The 21,656-nt window shown below is 60.6% G+C and carries 20 protein-coding genes and 3 tRNA genes; 14 read left to right on the top strand and 9 right to left on the bottom strand.

Annotated features, from left to right (window positions below):
- Positions 1–40 precede the first annotated feature (40 nt).
- The 5 genes from ACY8D3_RS13750 (at position 41) to ACY8D3_RS13730 (ending at position 4,685) form a co-directional block, all read left to right on the top strand.
- Positions 41–766, top strand: a complete 726-nt coding sequence (locus ACY8D3_RS13750; protein ID WP_462384382.1) for a segregation and condensation protein A — start codon at positions 41–43, stop codon at positions 764–766.
- Entirely contained in the window at positions 763–1,581 is an 819-nt protein-coding gene (gene scpB, locus ACY8D3_RS13745; protein WP_462379330.1) for an SMC-Scp complex subunit ScpB, read from the top strand. The genes ACY8D3_RS13750 and scpB overlap by 4 nt, the downstream gene beginning before the upstream one ends.
- Positions 1,578–1,766 (top strand): DUF1289 domain-containing protein, encoded by a 189-nt coding sequence (locus ACY8D3_RS13740; RefSeq protein ID WP_462379329.1) that lies wholly within the window; start codon positions 1,578–1,580, stop codon positions 1,764–1,766. Before scpB ends, ACY8D3_RS13740 begins: the two co-directional genes overlap by 4 nt.
- A 130-nt stretch (positions 1,767–1,896) precedes the next feature.
- Complete coding sequence (gene edd, locus ACY8D3_RS13735; protein WP_462379328.1) at positions 1,897–3,726, top strand: phosphogluconate dehydratase; 1,830 nt, start codon at positions 1,897–1,899, stop codon at positions 3,724–3,726.
- Positions 3,723–4,685, top strand: coding sequence for a glucokinase (locus tag ACY8D3_RS13730; RefSeq protein ID WP_462379327.1), 963 nt, complete (start codon positions 3,723–3,725; stop codon positions 4,683–4,685). The genes edd and ACY8D3_RS13730 overlap by 4 nt, the downstream gene beginning before the upstream one ends.
- Positions 4,686–4,736: 51 nt before the next feature.
- Here ACY8D3_RS13730 and ACY8D3_RS13725 read toward each other — a convergent pair whose 3' ends face one another.
- Entirely contained in the window at positions 4,737–5,387 is a 651-nt protein-coding gene (locus ACY8D3_RS13725) for a COG3650 family protein (protein WP_462379326.1), read from the bottom strand.
- A 144-nt stretch (positions 5,388–5,531) separates the two neighbouring features.
- Here ACY8D3_RS13725 and ACY8D3_RS13720 point away from each other — a divergent pair, with 144 nt between their 5' ends.
- Both ACY8D3_RS13720 and ACY8D3_RS13715 read left to right on the top strand, forming a co-directional pair.
- Positions 5,532–5,747 carry a PLD nuclease N-terminal domain-containing protein gene (locus ACY8D3_RS13720; protein ID WP_462379325.1) on the top strand — a complete coding sequence of 72 codons (216 nt, stop codon included), beginning with the start codon at positions 5,532–5,534 and terminating at the stop codon, positions 5,745–5,747.
- A 68-nt stretch (positions 5,748–5,815) separates the two neighbouring features.
- The gene (locus ACY8D3_RS13715) at positions 5,816–6,712 is read left to right on the top strand and encodes a pseudouridine synthase (protein ID WP_462379324.1); all 897 of its coding nucleotides are present in this window, start codon (positions 5,816–5,818) and stop codon (positions 6,710–6,712) included.
- Positions 6,713–6,725: 13 nt separating this feature from the next.
- Here the strand turns inward: ACY8D3_RS13715 and ACY8D3_RS13710 are convergent, their stop codons facing one another.
- The gene (locus ACY8D3_RS13710; protein ID WP_462379323.1) at positions 6,726–6,911 is read right to left on the bottom strand and encodes a hypothetical protein; all 186 of its coding nucleotides are present in this window, start codon (positions 6,909–6,911) and stop codon (positions 6,726–6,728) included.
- Between the two features lie 129 nt (positions 6,912–7,040).
- Between ACY8D3_RS13710 and ACY8D3_RS13705 the strand changes: the two genes are divergently transcribed.
- A tRNA-Arg gene (locus ACY8D3_RS13705) sits at positions 7,041–7,115 on the top strand.
- 94 nt (positions 7,116–7,209) lie between these two features.
- Here ACY8D3_RS13705 and bcsQ read toward each other — a convergent pair.
- On the bottom strand, positions 7,210–8,259 hold the full coding sequence (gene bcsQ, locus ACY8D3_RS13700) for a cellulose biosynthesis protein BcsQ (RefSeq protein ID WP_462379322.1): 1,050 nt from the start codon (positions 8,257–8,259) through the stop codon (positions 7,210–7,212).
- 341 nt (positions 8,260–8,600) lie between these two features.
- On the opposite strand from bcsQ, the gene ACY8D3_RS13695 reads away from it, so the two are divergent.
- Entirely contained in the window at positions 8,601–9,197 is a 597-nt protein-coding gene (locus ACY8D3_RS13695; protein ID WP_462379321.1) for a response regulator, read from the top strand.
- Positions 9,194–11,005 carry an ATP-binding response regulator gene (locus ACY8D3_RS13690; protein WP_462379320.1) on the top strand — a complete coding sequence of 604 codons (1,812 nt, stop codon included), beginning with the start codon at positions 9,194–9,196 and terminating at the stop codon, positions 11,003–11,005. The genes ACY8D3_RS13695 and ACY8D3_RS13690 overlap by 4 nt, the downstream gene beginning before the upstream one ends.
- A gap of 80 nt (positions 11,006–11,085) precedes the next feature.
- On the opposite strand, the gene ACY8D3_RS13685 is transcribed toward ACY8D3_RS13690, so the two are convergent.
- Both ACY8D3_RS13685 and ACY8D3_RS13680 read right to left on the bottom strand, forming a co-directional pair.
- Positions 11,086–12,195 carry an AraC family transcriptional regulator gene (locus tag ACY8D3_RS13685; protein WP_462379319.1) on the bottom strand — a complete coding sequence of 370 codons (1,110 nt, stop codon included), beginning with the start codon at positions 12,193–12,195 and terminating at the stop codon, positions 11,086–11,088.
- Complete coding sequence (locus ACY8D3_RS13680) at positions 12,192–13,112, bottom strand: hydrolase (protein WP_462379318.1); 921 nt, start codon at positions 13,110–13,112, stop codon at positions 12,192–12,194. Before ACY8D3_RS13680 ends, ACY8D3_RS13685 begins: the two co-directional genes overlap by 4 nt.
- Before the next feature lie 169 nt (positions 13,113–13,281).
- On the opposite strand from ACY8D3_RS13680, the gene ACY8D3_RS13675 reads away from it, so the two are divergent.
- Positions 13,282–15,312: an NADPH-dependent 2,4-dienoyl-CoA reductase gene (locus ACY8D3_RS13675; RefSeq protein WP_462379317.1), complete on the top strand. Its 2,031-nt coding sequence runs from the start codon at positions 13,282–13,284 to the stop codon at positions 15,310–15,312.
- A gap of 9 nt (positions 15,313–15,321) precedes the next feature.
- On the opposite strand, the gene ACY8D3_RS13670 is transcribed toward ACY8D3_RS13675, so the two are convergent.
- Complete coding sequence (locus ACY8D3_RS13670) at positions 15,322–16,872, bottom strand: cation:proton antiporter domain-containing protein (RefSeq protein WP_462379316.1); 1,551 nt, start codon at positions 16,870–16,872, stop codon at positions 15,322–15,324.
- A gap of 179 nt (positions 16,873–17,051) precedes the next feature.
- Here ACY8D3_RS13670 and ACY8D3_RS13665 point away from each other — a divergent pair, with 179 nt between their 5' ends.
- Complete coding sequence (locus ACY8D3_RS13665; protein ID WP_462379315.1) at positions 17,052–17,489, top strand: DNA methylase; 438 nt, start codon at positions 17,052–17,054, stop codon at positions 17,487–17,489.
- 25 nt (positions 17,490–17,514) lie between these two features.
- On the opposite strand, the gene ACY8D3_RS13660 is transcribed toward ACY8D3_RS13665, so the two are convergent.
- Positions 17,515–18,486 carry a bile acid:sodium symporter family protein gene (locus tag ACY8D3_RS13660; protein WP_462379314.1) on the bottom strand — a complete coding sequence of 324 codons (972 nt, stop codon included), beginning with the start codon at positions 18,484–18,486 and terminating at the stop codon, positions 17,515–17,517.
- Between the two features lie 87 nt (positions 18,487–18,573).
- Positions 18,574–19,494, bottom strand: coding sequence for a recombination-associated protein RdgC (rdgC, locus tag ACY8D3_RS13655; RefSeq protein ID WP_462379313.1), 921 nt, complete (start codon positions 19,492–19,494; stop codon positions 18,574–18,576).
- A gap of 261 nt (positions 19,495–19,755) precedes the next feature.
- Here rdgC and ACY8D3_RS13650 point away from each other — a divergent pair.
- Both ACY8D3_RS13650 and ACY8D3_RS13645 read left to right on the top strand, forming a co-directional pair.
- Positions 19,756–19,831 (top strand) — tRNA-Val (locus tag ACY8D3_RS13650).
- A 14-nt stretch (positions 19,832–19,845) separates the two neighbouring features.
- Positions 19,846–19,922: transfer RNA gene (locus ACY8D3_RS13645), tRNA-Asp, on the top strand.
- A gap of 178 nt (positions 19,923–20,100) precedes the next feature.
- On the opposite strand, the gene ACY8D3_RS13640 is transcribed toward ACY8D3_RS13645, so the two are convergent.
- Entirely contained in the window at positions 20,101–21,516 is a 1,416-nt protein-coding gene (locus ACY8D3_RS13640) for an aminotransferase-like domain-containing protein (protein WP_462379312.1), read from the bottom strand.
- Between the last annotated feature and the right edge of the window lie 140 nt (positions 21,517–21,656).

Below are 21,656 nucleotides of genomic sequence, written 5' to 3'. Positions count from 1 at the left end.
CCTTGCGCTTGTCTATGGCGAAGCATTCAACGAGCTTCCGCTGGATTTGTACATCCCGCCGGATGCCCTCGAGATCTTTCTCGAGGCGTTCGAAGGCCCGCTGGACTTGCTGCTCTATCTGATCCGTAAGCAGAACATTGACATCCTCGATATCCCGGTCGCTGAAATCACGCGGCAGTACATGAGCTATGTCGAACTGATGAAGTCGGTGCGGCTTGAGCTGGCTGCGGAATATCTCGTGATGGCTGCCATGCTAGCTGAGATCAAGTCGCGGATGCTGCTGCCACGCTCGACCGAGATCGAAGAGGACGAGGAAGATCCCCGCGCCGAGCTGATTCGTCGGCTACAGGAGTACGAGCGCTTCAAGACGGCCGCCGAGGACCTCGACACGCTACCTCGTGTCGGACGAGACCTCCGGGTACCCCGTATCGATGCCCCCGAAGCGCGTGCGCGCAAGCTGCTGCCTGAGGTCAGCCTGGAGGAAGTGCTCGTAGCGATGGCTGAAGTGCTTCGCCGCGCTGACATGTTCGAGAGCCACCAGGTAACGCGCGAAGTGCTCTCTACCCGCGAGCGCATGAGCGACGTGCTCGAACGGCTTCGAGGAGGTGGCTTCATCGCCTTTGGCGCACTGTTTACCGTCGAGGAAGGACGCCTCGGCGTGGTCGTGACCTTCATGGCAATCCTCGAGCTGATAAAGGAATCCCTGGTCGAACTGGTACAGAATGCGCCTTATGCACCTATCCACGTGCGGGCTCGCGCCCTATGAATTTGTCCGATCCTCGTGAACTTGCGTCTTTGCTCGAGGCGCTGCTTCTCGCCTCCGGGAAACCGCTGTCGATTGAGCGGTTAGCTGAGCTTTTCGAAGAAGCCGAACGGCCCGAGCCTGCACAGATCCGGGCTGCCCTGGCCGTGCTGGGTGGCTCCTGCAGCAAGCGCGCTTTCGAATTGAAGGAGGTAGCGTCCGGTTATCGCCTGCAGGTCAAGCAACGTTTCGCTCCTTGGGTTGGCCGGCTGTGGGAGGAACGCCCACAGCGCTATTCACGAGCGATGCTGGAAACGTTGGCACTCATCGCCTACCGTCAACCGATAACCCGTGGCGAGATCGAAGACATTCGAGGCGTTGCGGTAAACAGCCAGATCGTCAAAACATTGCAGGAGCGAGAGTGGATACGCGTGGTCGGCTACCGAGACGTGCCAGGCCGGCCGGCAATGTTTGCGACAACACGCGCATTCCTGGACCACTTCAACCTCAAGAGCCTCGACGAATTGCCGCCACTGGCTGTCTTGCGTGAAATGGCGCCGGAACCGGCGGATCTCGATGAGGATCCGCCCGTCCCTGCGTCGCTGCAGGCGCGAGCCGACAGCGTGATTGGTGAGGAGGGGGGCAGCCAGCCCGAGGACGAGGGCGGGCCAGCTGACGAACCGGCGCAGGCCAGCTTCCGCAGCCTGCTGGCCGAGCTAGACCGGATGGAGCAGGGCATCAAGACGGATTTCCAAGACCTAAATGCTTCCCCTGATGCTGACGATGTAGAACATCAGGTGAGTGAGGAGGCGGCGGATGAGACGCCGAAGACACCATGAAGAGCCCCTGCATCAGTGTGTGCAAGTTCGACGATGAGGTCTGCCGCGGGTGTGGCCGAACGCGCAAGGAGATAAAGGGCTGGAAATCCATGGATAACGAAGAGCACCGATTGGTCATGGCCGAGTCCGCCATGCGCCTGATCGTGCTGCAGGCCAAAGGCCGACGTATCGAAGGCAAGCGCTGATCGATCCACTTGGCTGTGGATGTCATCAAAGTCGTTATAGCGCCTGTCATATATCAACCTGAACCGTGAACGCCGCCGCCTGGCGGGGTATTGCCGCCAGCCACAGGCAGCGGCTTGAGAGGAGACCGATATGCATCCCCGAGTGATAGAAGTCACCGAACGACTGATCGAGCGAAGCAAAGCCACGCGTGCTCGATATATGGCCCAGATGGGGGCTGCTGCCAGCGAAGGCCCGCACCGTGGGGCGCTGCAGTGCGCCAACTTTGCCCATGGAGTAGCGGGCTGTGCGTCAGGTGACGATAAGCAGCGCCTGCGCTTGATGAACGAAGCCAATGTGGCGATCGTTTCGGCATACAACGACATGCTTTCTGCGCATCAGCCCTACGAGCACTTCCCCAAGATCATCAAGGAAGCCTTGCGTGAGATTGGCTCCGTTGGCCAATTTGCGGGCGGTGTACCTGCCATGTGCGATGGTGTGACTCAGGGTGAGCCAGGCATGGAGATGAGCCTGGCGAGCCGTGAAGTCATTGCCATGTCGACTGCGATAGCGCTGTCTCACAACATGTTCGATGCCACCCTTTGCCTGGGTATCTGCGACAAGATCGTGCCCGGCCTGATTCTCGGCGCCCTCCGGTTCGGTCATCTGCCCACCATATTCGTTCCGGGCGGACCCATGCCGTCGGGTATTTCCAACAAGGAAAAGGCGCATGTGCGCCAGCTCTTTGCAGAGGGCAAGGCAACCCGCGAAGAGTTGTTGGCTTCGGAAATGGCGTCTTACCACAGCCCAGGCACATGTACCTTCTACGGCACAGCGAACACCAACCAGGTTGTCATGGAGGTGATGGGGCTCCATCTGCCGGGCTCCTCGTTCGTAAATCCCTACACACCACTGCGGGATGAGCTGACCCGCGAAGCTGCGCGGCAGGTCACCCGCCTGACCCGCCAGGGAGGCAATTACCTGCCGTTGTGCGAAATCGTGGATGAGAAAGCTATCGTCAATGCCGTCGTGGCGCTTCATGCCACCGGTGGTTCGACCAACCACACCCTGCATATCCCCGCGTTCGCGCAGGCCGCCGGGATTCAGCTGACCTGGCAAGACATGGCGGATCTGTCGACCGTCGTGCCAACGTTGGCCAAGGTGTATCCAAACGGCCAGGCAGACGTGAACCATTTCCATGCGTGCGGTGGCGTTGGCTTCATGGTCCGGACACTGCTCGAAGCCGGCTTGCTGCATGAGGATGTGAATACCGTTCTCGGGCGTGGGCTGTCGGCCTACACCCGGGAGGCCTTCATCGAAGACGGCAAGCTGGTATGGCGCGATGGACCAATGGAGAGCCTGGACCCGAACATCCTTCGGTCAGCGTCGAACCCGTTTGCCCCCGAAGGCGGCCTTCGCGTGCTCGAAGGTAACCTCGGCCGTGGCGTCACCAAGGTGTCCGCCGTTGCGCCTGAGCACCGTGTCGTCGAAGCGCCAGCGCGTGTCTTCGCGGATCAGGCGGAGCTCGCCACGGCGTTCAAGGCAGGCGAGCTGGAGCGCGACTTCATTGCGGTAGTACGTTTCCAGGGGCCAAAGGCCAACGGCATGCCTGAGCTTCACAAGCTCACGCCGTTCCTCGGTGTTTTGCAAGACCGCGGCTTTCATGTGGCATTGGTGACGGACGGCCGGATGTCGGGTGCCTCGGGCAAGGTGCCGGCTGCCATCCACATGAGCCCGGAAGCAGTCGACGGCGGGCCGCTGGCACGTGTACGCGACGGCGACATCATTCGGTTGGACGCCGCGAACGGCACGCTGGAGGTCAAGGTTGACGCAGCTGAGTGGGAAGCTCGCGAAAACGTTGCGCGCCCGGATGATATGGGTATTGGCTGCGGCCGCGAACTGTTCGCCTTCATGCGTGCAGCCTTTAGCCCGGCAGAGAAGGGCGCAAGCGTGTTCACGGCTGAGCTGGAGTCGCTGAAATGAGGCTATCGCTCATCGCGGACATTGGCGGGACCAATGCCCGCTTTGCGCTATGGGATGGCAAGCGGCCCACCGAAGTCGAGGTGTTGGCACCGGGCGACTTCCAGCGCCCGGCCGATGCGGTCAGGCATTACCTGGAGCGCGTCGACACGTCGCTCGACGATGTCGATGCGGTTTGCCTCGCCTGCGCAGGCCCCGTCCATGGCGATGCGTTTCGATTCACCAACAACGCCTGGTCGTTGAGCCGTCGTGAGTTCTGCGAAGATCTTGGCCTGAAGGAGTTCATGCTGATCAACGACTTCGCGGCTCAGGCGATGGGCATGAGTCGCATCGATGCCGATGAGCGTAGAGAGGTGCGTGCCGGTGTTGCCGAATCCCATCAGCCCATACTAGTCATGGGGCCGGGTACGGGGCTGGGGGTCGCGACCTTACTGTGTTTGCCAAATGGCCGGTGGAAAGCGCTGCCAGGGGAGGGGGGACATGTGGACCTTCCTATCGACACGCCCCTGGAAGCGCAGCTCTGGGGCGCGCTGCATGCTCGGTTCGGCCACGTCAGTGCGGAGCACGCGCTCAGTGGCAATGGCTTGCTCAACCTGTATCGGGCGTTCTGTGAAGTCGAGGGTTGCACGGCGACCTACACAGACCCGTCCCAGATCACCGAGGCGGCACTGGCGGGGGACGCCATGGCTTGCCGCGTGGTCGAACAATTCTGTGTTTTCCTGGGCCGTGCGGCCGGAAACAATGTCCTGACGCTGGGTGCCCGCGGCGGTGTATTCATTACCGGAGGCGTGATCCCCCGGATTGCCGACATGTTCTGCCAGAGCGGCTTCAACGCGGCGTTTGCCGATAAAGGGCAGATGAGCGGGTTCTTCGAGGGAATTCCCGTCTGGCTGGTGACCGCTGGCCATCCAGGGCTGGTCGGTGCCGGTGTTGCCCTTCAGCAGCGCTTGGACGATCTCTAACCGCGGGCGGCGGATGACTTGTGGCAGCGGCCTCCGCCCTTTGCAGGACGCCTACTGGCGCTGTCCGCCGTAATAGGCGCAGCCGCGGTCGACCTTGCCGTCCACGCGAAGCTCAGCGGTCAGGTGATAGAGGTTGCCGCTCATGCTGTCCGTGCATCGTTGAGGCGCGAGCCAAAGCTCGACACGATGGCCGTTCGCCTCGCTCGTCAAACTCATGCTTCCGTCCGGCAGCCGTTCCTCCAGGAATGGGAGGACCATGGACTGCTGTTCCCCCGGACGGTCGATTACCATGCCCTTCGGGCTCACCTCAGCGCTCCAGAACGGCTCGTTGCCGGCGGCGCGTGCCTGGAGTCGACGAAAGATGGGGTCACCGCAGGCGTTGCCTTCGTACTGCAGTCGATAGAAACGACCCAGTAGCAATCGCCCTGGCTGGCGCTGCCCGCCAATGTCCGCGAACAAGGGACCGCCGCCCGCCTGGAGGGCTTTAGCGTCCTGCAGAATGCCTGCGGCGCCTTGCTCGGTCACCTCAAGCCGTTCCTGCGAGTCACATGGGCTGAACCACCATTTTTGCTCCTGCTGGCTCAAAGTCCCCTGCAGACGGACCACGTTGGCCGTGCTCGATACAGGCGTGGAAGTGAACATCTGGCACCCCGTGGCTAACGAAAACAGTGCGGTCAGGGTGGCGAGGCGAAGCGTACGCATTGGATTCTCCTACGGCAGGTTCGCCACGGTAGCGGGGGTAAAGCGTGATCTCAAGCATCCACTCCGACGAACCGCGCAACAAACTCGGAACCCTTGCGGCCTGCATGGAGCCTTAACTAGTGAGAGCCACGAGGAGACACACCAATGGGTATTTTTTGGACCATCGTAGGTATATGCATCGTTGCCCTGGATTTATGGGCGATAGCGAGCGTATTCCAGAGTTCGAAGTCTGGCAGCGCAAAGATCGGCTGGGCAGTGCTTATCGTCGTGTTCCCCGTTTTGGGACTGATCATTTGGGGTGTCGCCGGCCCGCGCGGCATGGCTCAGCCGCCGACTTCGCCCGGTAGTGGTCAAGGCTAGTTTCGAGGTTGAGTAACGTGGCGTAGCGGGGATAATGCCCCGCTACGGTTCATTCACCCCGAATTACCATGACTAGCAGTACCCCACCCAGCCGCTTCGGCGCGAGTACGGTCCATCTCCCCCCGGGAGCATGGTGCTCGCTACTTGATTTTCTCGTAGACCGTTTCCCCGCAATTGAACGCGCAGTCTGGCAGGACCGGATGGCCCGCGGGCGCGTGCAGGATGCGGAGGGGCGGCCTTTGACGGTAGACGCCCCCTATCGAGCCGGCACGAAGGTGCGATACTTCCGTGAGGTCGTTGCGGAGCCAATCGTGCCATTCGAGGCGCAGGTGCTCTATCACGATGAGCACCTACTGGTCGCGGACAAGCCGCACTTTCTTCCGGTTGTCCCATCCGGCCCCTATGTGGAACAGACACTCGTTGCGCGTTTGGCCAGGCAACTCGATAACCCGCAGGTCACCCCGCTGCATCGCCTCGATCGATTGACCGCAGGGCTCGTGCTGTTTTCACTTCGCCCCGAATCTCGCAACGCCTACTTGGCGCTGTTTCGCGAGCGCCGCATGCACAAGCAATACGAAGCGATCGCGAAGCCACTGCCCGGGCTTTCGTATCCACACGTTCGCAAGAGTCGTCTGGTTGAAGGCAATCCGTTCATTCTGAGCGCAGAGGCAGAGGGCGCTGTGAACTCGGAAACTCGGATCGAGGTGCTGGAAACCGCTTCAAACTGGTGGCGCTACAGGCTGGAACCCGTGACTGGTCGCAAGCATCAGCTCCGGGTCCACATGAGCGCATTAGGCGCGCCGATTCGCTATGACCCGTTCTATCCCGTCCTGGCGTCGCGCGACGCGCCTGACGACTACGCGCGGCCTCTCGAGCTACTGGCCAGACGCCTCCAGTTTACCGATCCTCTTTCGGGCGAAGAACGAGTATTCGAGAGCCAGCGCTCGCTTGGGGCACTGGCATAGCGCACATCTAGCGCTACGGGACGTTTGGGTCCATCTCTATCTGGTCAGGTTCGGACAGCAGATCGTTCAGGGTGGCCTCGTCAAGGTCGGCGGGGTCTGGAGCCGAGCCTGTTTCATGCTCGGCTTCGTCCAGATCGTTCAGCGGTGCTTGGTCTCCGCCACCAGACAGACGTAATGCGTAATAAGGGTCAGCGTTCATGCGGGTACTCCTGCGGTGTACTACTTCCGAGTGTGCTTGCCATCCCTGCGTTCCATTGACGGCTCGGTGGCATGACAAACCGCCCTACGCTGGGTAAGATGCCCTCCGTCGCTGCCAGGCGACTGCGTCGTCCCCTTAGTTCAACGGATAGAACAAGCCCCTCCTAAGGGCTAGATGCTGGTTCGATTCCAGCAGGGGACGCCATCCAATGTCGGCTTGTTCAAGCCGCTCCACGCATTGGGAACGCTTCAATCCATGCCCATCGTCTCGTCTTTGCGGCTGCGTGGATGCGCAAATTTCAGCTGACGTGCGCACGCAAGGTCGAAGTCAGGAGCCGCTCAACCAGCCGTTCAGCGCAACCTGAAATCGCCTCGCAGCCCGCGCTGTCAGGCGAGTGAAGGTAGGCGTTGCGGTGATACGCGAGTGATTCTGCAATACTCGGATCGTACGGAACGGCGGCGAGCAAAGCATGCCCGACCGACTCATGCAGGATCTTGGCAATATCGCGGTTGAGCGTTCTGGCTACGTCCAACTGATTGAGTACGTGACCAATCCCCAAGAAATCCGGCCGGTCATCGGTGTAGTGCGCGATCGTGAGCTCGAATGGCGACAGCGCAATGTAGGAGCCCGCGTCAGCGAGGCTGACGACGACGGCGAGCGTTGCTATGGACAATGCCTGGCGCAGGTATACCGAGCTTCCCGCCGGCACATCCATGACGATCACTGTATCGCGCGTGAAGTGCAAGGCATCGAGGTTGTCCCGCAGCCAACTCGGATCGTTGCGTAGCCTGGCTTCGAGCGCGTCGCGTTGGGCATCGTCCACTGCTCCAAAAGGCAACAGCATTGCGCCGCATTCGGTACTCTGGGCACAAGATCGCCAATTGGTTTCAGGACGGCTGATGCCGGGCGGTTCCGCAGCGGCATGGTAGCGCTCGCGAAAATGGTGCTGAAGGGAGTTTTGCGGATCAAGATCCAGCGCCACTACGCTCAACCCCGCTTTCTGCAGGGCAGCAGAAAGGTTGGCTGTGACCGTCGTTCGTCCCGTTCCACCTTGCGGCGATACCACCGCGACAATATGCACATGCTCGAGCCCAGTTGGCGGTTCCACCGCTCGTGTGGGATTTACACGGGCCAGATGCTCGCGCAGCTGATCAAACCCGGTAGCGGAGGCAGTCGCCTGGTCAACGGCTTGAGATGTGCGATTGGCCTCTGGCTGCGGTAAGTGCGTGACGTCGGTATTTATTGCGTGGAGTCGCCACTGGCGGCTGACTGGGGCGCTCTCGGTCGGGCCTGGCTTTTGGGTATATCGCTTTTGCAGAAGCCGGAAGGTATCGCTCGAATCGTCCATGACAATCCACCGCCATATGTCGCCGAAAAGAAGGCTCGCATAGCTGCATGCTGGAACCGTGGCGAATGCTACGACGGGCGGTTACACGTCTATATAGTCTAAATGGACTATATGTCCGCTCAGGCCCGTGGGCCAGGAAGCGGCGTGCAGAACAGCGGGGCTCTGGTAAAGGGTCGGGCCATCCTTGGCCGACTCGGGGCGGGGGTGGCAGCTTCCATGCCGCGCCGTCCTTGTCCCACCATCCTTGCCGGGCATTTTTGGCTCTGTAGCAATTGATTTCCATAGTCCATATGGACTGCTTGCGCTATTGTTCGCCCTCGCAAGGAAGCGCTGATATCACCATGAAATCAATTCTGCTCATCGACGACCATGCCCTGTTCCGTTCGGGCATCGCCATGGTCCTGGAAGCCGGGCTTGGCGAAGCCAGTATCAGCGAGGCTGGCTCGCTGGAGCAGGCCCTCCAGCGTTCGGAGATCGAACCCGACCTGATCATGCTCGATGTGCAACTTCAGGGCGTCAGCGGGCTTGAAGGGATGGCCTCGCTCAGACGTAAATGGCCGCTCGCCAAAGTCGTCGTGGTGTCGGCCTTCGATTTGCCCGACATCATCAGCGAAGCGGTCGAGAAGGGTGCCTTCGCGTTCATCTCCAAAACGGAAAAGCCCGAGCGGATGTTGGCGCAGGTGCGCACGTTGCTCGACGGTGATGCCGCGCCTGTTCCTGTTCCCCGCTCTGGTGAAGACCGGGCAAGGCTTACGCCCAGGCAGGCGGAAGTCCTCGATCTGCTCTGCCAGGGGTTGTCGAACAAGATGATTGGCCGTCGGCTTAATCTATCCGAGCACACTGTGCGTGGCCACGTTCAGGCAACCTTGGCCGCACTGGGTGTTTCGAGCCGCTCCGAAGCAGCTTTTGCGGCCCGTCGGCTGGGGCTGGTGAGATGAACGAAAACCGCCGTCTTTATGAGGAGCGCCTGAAACTCGTATTGGGCGGCGTTGCGCAATCCATCCCGGTGGGTTTTTTCCTTTCCACGATCATTTTGATCACATTCAACCTGTCGACCCACAGTGTCTACGGGCCGGGCGGCCAAGTCTCGAACCGCCCCGATGTCGAGGGGCCGGCGTTGCTCATCTGGTACGTGGCATTCCTGGCCGATCGCATTGCCCTGACGCTCTACTGTCGGCATGCCGTCAGGAAGGGCTTCAGGCCCGTCGAAATGCCTGGGCTCGTTCGGGTTCTTTTGATTGGCAAGGCGATCGAGGGACTGATCTGGGGCTCGCTGGTCTGGATTGTCATAGACGAGAATACGTCCGCAGGCGCAACCGCGCTGGTACTGGCGTTGCTTGCCGCAATCAGCAGTAACGCAGTCGCCCTGCTGTCGCCAATCATCGTGCTCTACCTGGCGCTGATGGTTCCGGCCCTCTTTTTGGCGAGTATCCGATTCTTCAGTCTTGACGGGGTTGCCTATTTCGCCATGGGGGCTGCTTGCCTGCTTTACGTTGCAGGGCAGTGGGGGCAAGCCAGCCTCATCGGGCGCGGTGTGATCGAGTCGATCCGGTTGCGCTTCCAGAACCTGCAGTTGATCGACCAGCTCAAGACCGAAACCACATTGGCAAGCGCCGCTCGTGAAGAAGCCGAGAGCGCCAACCTCGCCAAGTCGCGTTTCCTGGCGGCGGCGAGCCATGACCTCCGACAGCCGATCCACGCATTGGGTCTATTCATTGAGGCCTTGTCCTGTGGCCCGCTGACCGAGCCTCAGCGGCGCATTCTTACCAATGCGAAATCCGCCAGCCTCGCCTCTACCGACATGCTCAACACCCTGCTGGATTTCTCCCGGATTGAGGCCGGGGTCGTGCAGCCCAAGCTTCGACCGCGGCCGTTGCAGGACCTGCTACACAAGCTGGAGGCCGAACTGGCCCCTCAAGCGGACGCGAAGGGGTTGATCTACCGTTCTCGAGACACGCAGGCCATCGTAATCTCCGACCCGGCGCTGCTCGAGCTCATATTGCGCAACCTCATATCGAATGCCATTCGCTATACCGAGCGAGGAGGCGTCCTGGTGGGTTGCCGGAGACGGGGCGATCAGGTCTCCATAGAGGTCTACGACACCGGGATAGGAATAGCCGAACCCGAGCAGCGAGAAATCTTCCGGGAGTTCCACCAACTCGGAAATCCCGAACGGGATCGACGCAAAGGCCTGGGCCTCGGTCTTGCGATCGTCGACGGGCTCACGCGATCGCTTGGCCATCGGCTCACGCTCTGCTCGCGGCTGGGACGAGGTAGCGTATTCAGAATCGAAGTGCCCTCAATCGTGTTGCCGGTCGTGAGGTCCGACGGGGAGGCAGTTGTGACATTGCCTGCATATTCTGTGGACCAATTAGTGGGGCGCCGCGTGATCGTTGTCGACGACGACGAAGCCGTTCGGCAAGGAATGCAGGACATTCTGTCGAGCTGGCAAATGGTCTGCGATACCGCGGAATCACTGGACGAGGCACTGACCAGCGTCGAGCGACAGCCACCGGACGCGATCATTTGCGACTATCGTTTGCGTGAAAGACAGACGGGCGCGGACGTGATCGAGCGGCTTCGCGCGCACCTTGGGTATGGGATCCCCGCGCTTTTGATTACCGGGGATACCGCTCCGGAGCGGCTTCGGGAGGCAATGTCCAGTCAGATCCCCTTGCTTCACAAGCCGGTCCCGGCGGAAACACTCAAAGAGACCCTTGTGCAAATGCTTGCATCGCCCAATTGACAACTCATCGGGTTGTCATCGTTGCGTCACGTCCCCTCTTCACCTTGAAAGCAAAAGCCGAGGAATCATGTGATGGATGACTACGTCGAGGAGTGGTTGGAATCGAGCCCACGGTCCGCTGACGAAGAGCCGGACGATGCCGTGGAATTGTGAGACGAAGACAACGGTTTGGTACGCCGGTATTCGCCCGGCGTACAGTGACTCCACCGTTTGAATGCTCGCTGAAACGCTTCCGCTGACGAAAAGCCGAGCAGATAAGCGATCTCGCCAAACGTGAGCCGAGTGTCACGAATATACGCCATTGCCAAATCCCGGCGTGTATCGGCCAGCAGTTCCCGAAAACCGGTGCCTTCATCAGCCAGCTTGCGGCGCAGCGTCCATGGTGGAAGCTGCAGGCGCGATGCCACTTCTTCCAATTCGGGCTCCCGACCACGCAGCAATGGCCCGATCAACTGCACCACGCGTTCGCGCACTGTATGTGTACGCGTCCGGCGTGCGAGCTCCGCTTCGCAAAGCGAGGACAGGTGGTGCCAGGTGCCCGGGCAATGATCGATGCCCGCAAGGTGCAAGGTGTCTCGGCTGAGGCGTATCTGACTATGGGGCGCGCCGAATTCCACTTTGACGCCGAAATGATCCTCGTATCGTTCGGCATAGCCAGGCGCATCGAATTCGAACTGAACCCGTTCCACGGGCAGTGGCCGGCCGATCACCTGCGACAATTGTCGTCGCCAGCCCGCTAGCTGGGTATCGACCGCGAACCGGTTGTAATCATTGAACGGGCTGATGGAATAAAAGCGCAGCCAAGCGCCCCCGTCATCAGGGTGCAGGCTCGAGTGGCCGCGGTAGTTTTGCATGAACAGCGGCTCGAACCGCACCAGCGTTTCAACCGCTCGCTGGATGTCGGGTGCTGTCTGTGTGGTGACGCCTGCAAGCCCGAGGTGGGACAGCCGTGAATAGCGGGCCGCTTCCAGGCCGAAGGCGGGATCGCCGAGCGCCTGCATGGCGGTGTAGCCCAGGTGCATATAGCGCGCGATCGACAACCTTGCCTCGGGCTGCGCGAGCCGCTCGCGGTCCAGACCGTACCGCTCCAGCAAGGCTCGTGAGTCGTGGCCCGCAGCACGGATACAATCCGCAAGGCTCAGGATCAACCCCACCGAAAGGTCGCCCAGGCGAATCCGCGGGCGGTTCATGGCGTGGACCAGGCCTCGATCACGTGGCTGCCTATGGGCCCGTTCAACGTGTCGGCCGGTGCCGATAGCGTTATGCGGCGCGGGACGCCACCGATGGGCCAGTCGAGCGTCCCGCGTAGAAACACCGGTTGGCTGAGCTCGCCCGTATCAAGTCGGCGCACATGAATACGAGGGTGGCCCGCCTGAATGTCCCGTTCAATGCTGTACTGCCGCCCGGCGAGGGAGATCGTCTCCGGCGCCGACCGGGTTGCGATTGGCCATGGATCATCGTGCATGGGGCCGACGATGCTGCCGTCCGGGGAAAACACCAGCCCGACGTTGCGAAGTACGCCGTTTCCAGCGTGGAGCTGTCCATCCTCCAACACAGGGGAGGGCAGCACGATTGAGCCCGCGACCAGGGTCACGCCGTATCGTCGTGCCAGATCAGAAAAGAACGTCTGGTAGGCCCGGGCCATGTCTTCTGCTTTCATGCGCAACAAGGCCTCATCCAGGCGATTTGCGCCCAGGTTGAGCAACAGCGCCTTCACCGCATGCAGGGGGTTGCCCAGCAGCAGCCAGTCCCGGACTTCGTATCGGTCGCGAGATTGATAGAACTCGACCTTTTCGCCTGTCGCGATGAGCCAAGTACCGATGTGGTCTGGCAATACCACGAGCGTGCCGGCGTGCAGAACGCTCTGCGCCTGAGCGCGGTCGAGTATGGCATCCAGCTTCAACCGGAGATGGTCGAGTGACTGGTAATCGACAGGCGAGAGCTGCGCCTGGACCAGCACGACATTAGGCTCGCTGGTCCGGGCCTCGCTCGACTCCACATGGGTACGCAGGTCCGATAAATAGTGGCCATGCGAGCGCCGTTCCGACCAGTCGAGGAAGCAAACGAGCGCGACCAGTGCCGCGACAGCGAGGAGTGCGAATTTCATTGCGCGCATCATCGGCGAGAGGGTAGAGCGCAGCGAGGGGCTTGCCAAGCCTTGGTGTGCAGTTCGATCAGCGAGCTGTGCATTCCGATCATTGTTCACGCAGGGATCACGCACTAGCGTTAAGGCTATACATGCGCGTGCGCATCATTACGAGATAAACGGATTAGCCATGACCTCAACCGCCTACCCTCATCTCTTTGCACCGCTCTCGCTGGGGCATGTCACGCTGCCCAACCGGGCCATCATGGGCTCGATGCATACCGGTCTTGAAGAGCGACCGCAGGGCTTCGAGCGTCTTGCAGCCTATTTCGCCGAGCGCGCCCGTGGCGGCGTAGGGTTGATGGTGACAGGCGGTATCGCGCCGAATGATCAGGGCGTGGTCTTCCAGGGAGCCGCAAAGCTGAGCACAGTCGAGGAGGCCGAGCATCACCGCACGATCACGGAGGCGGTGCATGCGGAGGGCGGCCTCATCTGCATGCAGATCCTGCACGCAGGCCGCTATGCCTACACCCCGTCCCTCGTGGCGCCCAGTGCAATCAAGGCACCCATTAATCCGTTCACACCGCGGGCGTTGACGACCGACGAGGTCGAAATGCAGATCTCTGATTTCGTTCGATGCGCCGAACTGGCCCGCGATGCGGGTTACGACGGTGTCGAGGTGATGGGGTCCGAGGGTTACTTCATCAATCAGTTCCTGGCGGCGCGCACTAACCACCGAGATGATGAATGGGGTGGCGACTATGCCAATCGCATGCGGTTGCCCGTTGAGATCGTAAGCCGTATTCGGCAGGCAGTCGGCACGGATTTCATCATCATCTACCGGCTTTCGATGCTCGACCTGGTAGATGGCGGCAGCGATTGGAGCGAGATCGTGCAGCTCGCAAAGGCCATTGAATCCGCTGGTGCGAGCATCATCAATACGGGCATCGGCTGGCACGAGGCGCGAATTCCAACGATCGCAACCAAGGTGCCGCGCGCGGCGTTTACATCCGTGACCGCCCATTTGCGTGGCGAGATTGGCATTCCGCTCGTGACCACCAACCGGATTAATATGCCCGACGTCGCCGAACAGGTACTGGCGTCTGGTGATGCGGATTTGGTGTCCATGGCGCGACCTTTCCTGGCAGACCCGGCCTTCATGGCCAAGGCGGCGGAGGGCCGGGCGGATGAAATCAACACCTGCATCGCTTGTAATCAGGCGTGCCTGGACCACACGTTCGCCGGCAAGGTGAGCAGCTGCCTGGTCAACCCCCGTGCCGGGCACGAGACCGAACTGGTCTACGGTCCAGCGCTAAACCCGCGTACGGTGGCGGTCGTCGGCGCAGGGCCGGCCGGTCTGGCTGCGGCGACCATCGCTGCCGAGCGCGGACACCGCGTGACACTCTTCGAAGCGTCGAATGTGATCGGCGGGCAGTTCAATTACGCCAAGCGCATTCCGGGGAAGGAAGAGTTTCACGAGACCTTGCGCTACTTCCAGCGACGCCTGGACGTGACCGGCGTGGATGTACGCCTCGGCACGGTGGCGACCGTCGACGCGTTGCGAGAAGGCGGTTTCGACGAGATCGTGCTGGCAACCGGAGTGGTCCCTCGCGTCCCTGACATCCCAGGCATTGATCACCCAAGCGTCGTCAGCTACATCGACGCGATCATGGAGCGCCGGCCGATAGGGCAGCGCGTCGCCGTCATTGGGGCCGGTGGTATCGGCTTCGACGTGTCCGAGTTCATCACGCGTCCGGATGCGTCGACAAGCCTCAATCGCGATGCCTTCTGGCGGGAATGGGGCATCGATTCCACATTAGCCTCACGCGGCGGCCTTGCACCGGCTGAGCATGAGCCCGCCCAGCGCGAGGTATATTTGCTTCAGCGCAAGCAGGCCAAGGTGGGTGACGGCCTCGGAAAGACAACCGGTTGGATTCACCGGCTGGGGTTGCAGCATCGGGGCGTGCGGATGATCAACGCCGTCCAGTACTTGAAGGTCGACGACGAAGGGCTTCATGTCCGTATCGGCGATGGCGAGCCAGAAATATTGCCAGTGGACAACGTGATCGTGTGCGCCGGGCAGGAACCACTGCGTGAACTGCAGGCCGGGCTTGAGGCTGCGGGCCACCGCGTCCACCTGATCGGTGGCGCGGACGTGGCAGCGGAGCTGGATGCCAAGCGCGCCATCGGCCAGGGCGTCCGGCTTGCTGCTACGCTCTGATCCCAGCCGTCAGGCCGGCTTCTGCAGGTCTCGGGCCACATGTTCTGCGAGGCCCGTGCCGGCCTCGCTCATGGTCAGGTACGTGCGATCGGCGCCTGCTTCCTGGATTCGCTGGCCGATGTCTTCGTAGAGCGCGTGGGAGACGATGAGCCCCGTATAGCCGCGCCCGCGAAGCTTCTGGATGGAGATTACCTTCGCTTCCTCCACATTCATGGTCATGATAACGGCCTGCACGTGCTGCATCTTCAGGCTTTCCCAGAACAGCGGATCTTCCGCATCAGCGAAGACGACGTTGCGCTGATGCTGCACGCTGGTGTCGACCGCTACGGGGTCGGAGTCGATGCCGATGATTCGGAAGCCCTTGGCTAGCAAGTGGTCGTACGCCGCGCGACCCGTACGCCCCATCCCCATGACGAGAATCTGTGCATCCCCGAGCGAGATGGGTTGCTCGTCAGGATGAGGTGTGTCGCGCTCCATTGGGACCAGTCGGCGGCTCAATCGGTCGTACAGGCCATGTGAGAAGCGATTGATCGGCGCGGAAACCACGAAGGACAGCGCCACCGTGATCGCGAGCGGGATCAGCCACTCGGGCATGACCACACTCGCCACAATGAGGCCGAACTCGCTGTAGTTTGCGAGGCTAACGCTGCACAGAAAGGCGCTGCGTGCGCGCAGGCGGAATGCCAGAAAGAGCGCGAAGAAAAGCGCAGCCTTTATCGGCAGCAGCAGCGCCATGACCACTGCGAATGCTACGGCATAGCCGTCCGGCAGCCCGCCGATGCCGATCTGCAGGAAGAAGCCAATCAGGAAGACTTCCTTGATGCTCCAGAGGGAATTCGAGAGTTCGCCTGCGCGCGGGTGACGAGCCAGCATCGCACCAAAAGCCAGCGCACCCAACTCGGAGCTCAGCCCAACCGACTCGAAACCGTATCCGCCCACCACCAGGGCCAGCAGCAGGCCGAGCAGTACCATGAGTTCCTCGTGCCCACTGGCGTCCAGCAACCGGAACAGGAGTGGACGAAGCAGGGGTAGGGCAAATATGCCGAGTGCCCATGCTGACGGAACCTTGCCGCTCATGACGCTCATCACCAGCAGCGCGAGCAAATCCTGAATGATCAGTACACCGATCGCTACGCGACCGTGGAACGCGCGAAGTTCGCGCTTATTTTCCAATGACTTCGCCGCCAGGACCGTACTGGAAAACGATAGGGCGATCGAAAGCATGAGGCCTTCAGCCCAGGACACACTGGTGAAAAGGGCAATCGCGGGCGCCAGGACCAGGCTGGAAATGAGGAAGTGAAGCACGCCGCCGCCAATCACCTCACGTCGCGCGAGATTGCCGGGTTTGAGTTTCAGCCCCACCGTGAACAACAGCAGAAGCACACCCAGATGCGCGATGTGCTCCAGCACTACGCTATCGCCCGGCTGGAGGCCGAGATCAGTGCCGAACGCTGCCAGCGCGAACCCTGCGGCAAGATAACCGACCAGCGGCGGCAAGCCGATGGATCGCGCGCCCAGCCCCAGTACGAACGCGAATGTTATCCAGATGGCTTCAAGCATGACGGTTCCTTCGTGGTCAGCGGCCGCGCATTGTAGCGGCGTATCGCGGGCTGTACGGCTCGGTTATCGGCAAGGGAGGCGTTCCATCGGATGCCTGGCCAGTGCAGGCGGCCCTTCTACCGGCGAACCTGCTGCAACGAAGTCCATCGAATGGATAGGCATAACGACGAGGGCGCGTCATGAGCAATGAAATCACGGCCGAGTCGCTGGGGATCGACATGAGCTCGGGCGAGCAGGCACTTTTCAAATGGCTTCTGGCAAGCTTTCTGTTTGGCAAGCGCATACAGCAGGACATTGCAGCCGATGCCTACCGGGTCATCGTCGACAAGCATGGCCGCGATACACCTCGCAAACTGGGCAATTGCAGTTGGCAGAACATCGTCAACATGCTCGGGGAGGGGCACTACGTTCGCTATGACGAATCCACGGCGGACCGATTGCTGAAGCTCTGCAGCACACTTAATGAGTGCTATGGCGGAAAGGTGACTGGCATACAGGAGCAGAGCGAGGATCAGAAGGCGTTCGAAAAGCGGCTCCAGGCCTTCGAAGGTATCGGCCCGAAGACGGTGGAAATCTTCATGCGTGAAGCCGGCCCGATCTTGTACCCCAAAGAGTGAAGGGCGGCTTTTAGCCGCCCCTCGATCAATTAAGGCTTTCCTTGGGGGCGGCTTCGTCCGGTGCAACCGGGTCATGCCCGAACCGCCGGTAGACTGTGGCGAGCAGCGAACCGGATATGTTGTGCCAGACACTGAACAGTGCGCTCGGCACGGCTGCAAGCGGCGAGAAATGCGCGGTCGCCAGTGCAGCGCCCAAACCCGAATTTTGCATTCCGACTTCGATTGAAAGCGTCTTGCATTGTGCCGAGCGGAACCCAAAGAGTTTGCCAAGGGCATAGCCCAGGCCCAGGCCCAATCCGTTATGGAGGATGACGACCGCCATGATCAGTAGGCCCGATTCGGCAATCTTGCCCTGACTCGCCGCCACGACAGCGGAGACGATCGCGACGATGCTTACAACCGACACCAGCGGCAGGACATCGACCAGGTACTGGGTTCGTTTGCCGAGAATGCGCTGAACGACGAGGCCCAGCACGATCGGCAGTACGACCACCTGCAGGATCGAGAAAAACATGGCGCCGAATTTCACTGGCAGCCACTCGGATGCCAGCAGATAGATCAGGGTCGGTGTAACGAGCGGTGCAAGGAGTGTGGTGACCGAGGTGATGGCGACGGAAAGCGCCAGGTCACCGCGTGCCAGCCAGGTCATGACATTGGATGCGGTTCCGCCCGGGCAACAGCCCACGAGAATCACACCTACCGCGATCTCAGCGGGCAGCCCGAGCATTTGGCAGAGCAGCCAAGCCAGGCCGGGCATGATCACGAACTGGCCCACCACGCCGATCAGCACTGTCAGCGGACGGCGGAACACCTCGCGGAAATCTTCAGACTTCAGCGTGAGCCCCATACCGAACATGATGACGCCCAGCAGCGGCACGATCCAGCTGACAGCGGGCAAAAAGAGGGCGGGCGAGAAAAAGGCCCAGACAGCGAACAGCAGTACCCAAAGGGCGAAGGTATTTCCGGCGAAGCGGCCGAGGGCAGCAAGGGCACGCATGGCAGTCGTCTCTTGTTGTGTAGGGAAACAAAAAGGGGCGCCAGCCTAGCATGGCTGCGCCCCTTCCGGATCAAGAGTGGGTTGAGATTACAGCCCCTGCGGGATCTCCTCGCCACCAAGTGCTTCGAACAACTGCGGCAGAAACTCGATGAAGGTCAACATCATCAGCGTGAAGCTCGCATCGAGCTGGCTGAGGGCGTCATCGCCACCGTCCTGTTCAGCCTTCTCCTGGAGCATGTCTTCGAAGCGCAAACGCTTGATCGTCAACTTGTCATCGAGAATGAATGACAGCTTGTCCTGCCAAGCCAGCGACAGCTGGGTTACCAGCTTGCCAACGCTCAGGTGCTGCTGGATTTCCTCGCTGGTCAGATCCTGGCGCTTGCAGCGAATGACGCCGCCGTCTTCGTCCGTATCGCGCAGTTCGCACTCGTCCAGCACGTAGAAATCGGTCGCGGCCTCCTGGGCTTTTACCCAGTCGGTCATCGTGGCGGTGGGTGCCACCTTCACTGAAAGCGGACGTACTGGCAGCGAACCCAGCGCTTCTCGAAGCGTGGACAGCAGGTCTTCGGCCTTCTTGGGGCTGGACGCGTCGACGAGGATCAGTCCCTGCTCAGGCGCAATGGCGGCGAAGGTACCGGATTTGCGGATAAAGGCGCGCGGTAGAAAGGCCTGGACGATCTCATCCTTGATCTGATCGCGCTCCTTCTTATAGACCTTGCGCATCTGTTCGGCTTCGATCTCGTCGACCTTTTCCTTGACGGCGTCCTTGACGACGCTGCCAGGCAGGATGCGTTCTTCCTTGCGCGTGGAGATCAGCAGGAAGCCCTGGCTCGCGTGGACGAGAGGGGCATCCGGGCCTTTGCCGAATGGGGCAACGAAGCCATAGGTAGAAAGCTCCTGGCTCGCGCAAGGCCGAGCCGGTTTTGTAGCCAGTGCAGCCTCCACGGTATCAGCGTCGAGCGAGACGTTCTGGGTAAGACGGTAGACGAGGAGGTTACGGAACCACATGGCGTGAAGAATCTCCGGGGTGAAAAGCGCGCATTATTCCGCTCCGCACCCATTAGGCCAAGCGGTGGCATTTTGTGGCGGACGGGCCCGCCGCGAGCCAAACCCAGACGGGGCGTGGCTTGCAGCAGGATTCGAGTGGGTTGGAGTAGGGCAAAAAACAGCGTATGCGCTAAGTCATTGGAAACGCAGTAAAAAAAAATCAAAAAAAGGGTTGCCAAGGTAAAGGCTCGTCTCTAGAATGCGCACCACTTCGAGAGCGAAGGGTGATTAGCTCAGCTGGGAGAGCATCTGCCTTACAAGCAGAGGGTCGGCGGTTCGATCCCGTCATCACCCACCATCTCGTGGTAATGCGCAGCGGTAGTTCAGTCGGTTAGAATACCGGCCTGTCACGCCGGGGGTCGCGGGTTCGAGTCCCGTCCGCTGCGCCATATAGAGCTTCGAGGGTCCACTGAACGCCCAGAAGCAACCGAGAAAGCGGCCATTATGGCCGCTTTTTTCGTTTCTGGCTTTTCATTTTCCTTATTAAGCGATCCTTCGCTCACTGGCGCACCGTGTATGGACTGTCGGGCGTGCGTCGGCCTTTCCGTCGATCGATGGTTCAAGTGGTCATCCGTTGGAAAGGTCTCCCAGGTCATGCCGACTGCCAAGCGCCATGGACTCTATGCTTTGCCTAAATGCCGGGTCCGCCAGGTAGGCGACATTCAGTCGCGTCCACGGTATGGGCTTGTGCCGGTCCACAGCAAAGATCGCGCCAGGGGCGAGCATTACGCCTTTGGTCAGGCAATGTCGGGTTAGCTGATTCGCGTCATCGATTCCTGGAAAGCGTGCCCAGAGGTAAAGGCTTTGGGCTGGCCGGCAAAAAACATCTGCGCCAAGCGAATCGAGAACATCCAGGCCACGTTTTGTAGCATCGCGCAGCCGCTCCTGCAGTCGTGATAAGTGACGCAGGAAATGGCCGTCGCCCAGCATGACGTCCACGGTACGCTCGCTGTATTCGGCGCTGCTGTTGTGCAGAAGCATCTTGAGGTCAGCGAGTTCGTCGATTCGCTGTTTGCTACCAGCGATGAAACCTACGCGCAGCGCGGCAGAGATCGACTTCGAGAAACTGCCTAGATAAAGCGTCCGCTCGAACTGATCCAGCGCGGTCAGCTTCAAGGCAGAGCTTGGCTTGAAGTCGGCCATCGCGTCATTTTCGACAAGCAAAAGATCGTGAGCCTTCGAAATCTGTAGGAGTCGGTGTGCCTTGGCCGGCGAAAGGTCCGAGCCGGTAGGGTTATGGCCGATGGACTGAACAAAGAAGAGTCGCGGCCGCGTGCTGTACAGTAGCTGCTCGAGTCTGTCGAGATCGGGGCCGTCTGGCAGCCGGGGGACCCCGACCATGTGTGCGCCCTGAAGCTGCAGTTTGCCGAAGAGTGGGTAGTAGCCTGGATTTTCGACCAGCACGTGATCGCCTGGCTGTACATAGCGTCGGATAATCAGGTCCATGCCGTGGTTGGCGCCGAGCGTCGTTACCAGATGCCGCGGTGTAGCCGGTATTTGATAATCGGCGAGCTTTTGCGTCAGGTGCCGTCTGAGCTCAGGGTTGCCGAGCCGTGTGCCGTAGCGAAACAGTGTGGATACACCGCCACGCACGACCTGACGATGAAACTTGTCCATGCGCATGTCCATGAGCCATTCCACGGGAGGGAATCCTTCTCCCAGATGCGAGTGACCTGGGTCACGCACGAACTGTTGTCGCATCATCCATATGGTGTCGAGTGCGCGGTTGTAAGCGGGTGGATCCTCGTCTTCCGTCACTAAGACCTGAGATCGCCGGACAAAGAAGCCCTGACCGTGCCGCGCTTCTACAAGACCCTTTGCCGCCAGCATTTCATAGGCGTTGATCACGGTGTTCTTGGAGTAGCCGTGTAGGCGCATGTATTCGCGCAATGAGGGCAGCTTGTCGCCGGCGGTCAGAACGCCTTGCTCGATCTGGCGTGCGACCGCGTTGGCTATGCGTATGGCCAGCGTTTCTCGAGGCATGGGGTTCTTCTCCACGTCGGTCCCTGCGCCAGGTCCCGAAGCTTTTCGTGTGCCATGGCGTTGCGCTATTCGCTCGGATCTGTCTGGCCAAACTGTACCTTTTTATAGGGGTACAGGTAGGGATAGGGTGTGATATCCAA

The organism is Pseudomonas sp. Marseille-QA0892 (genome assembly GCF_054950135.1).
This window is presented reverse-complemented; position numbering and strand designations above follow the sequence as displayed.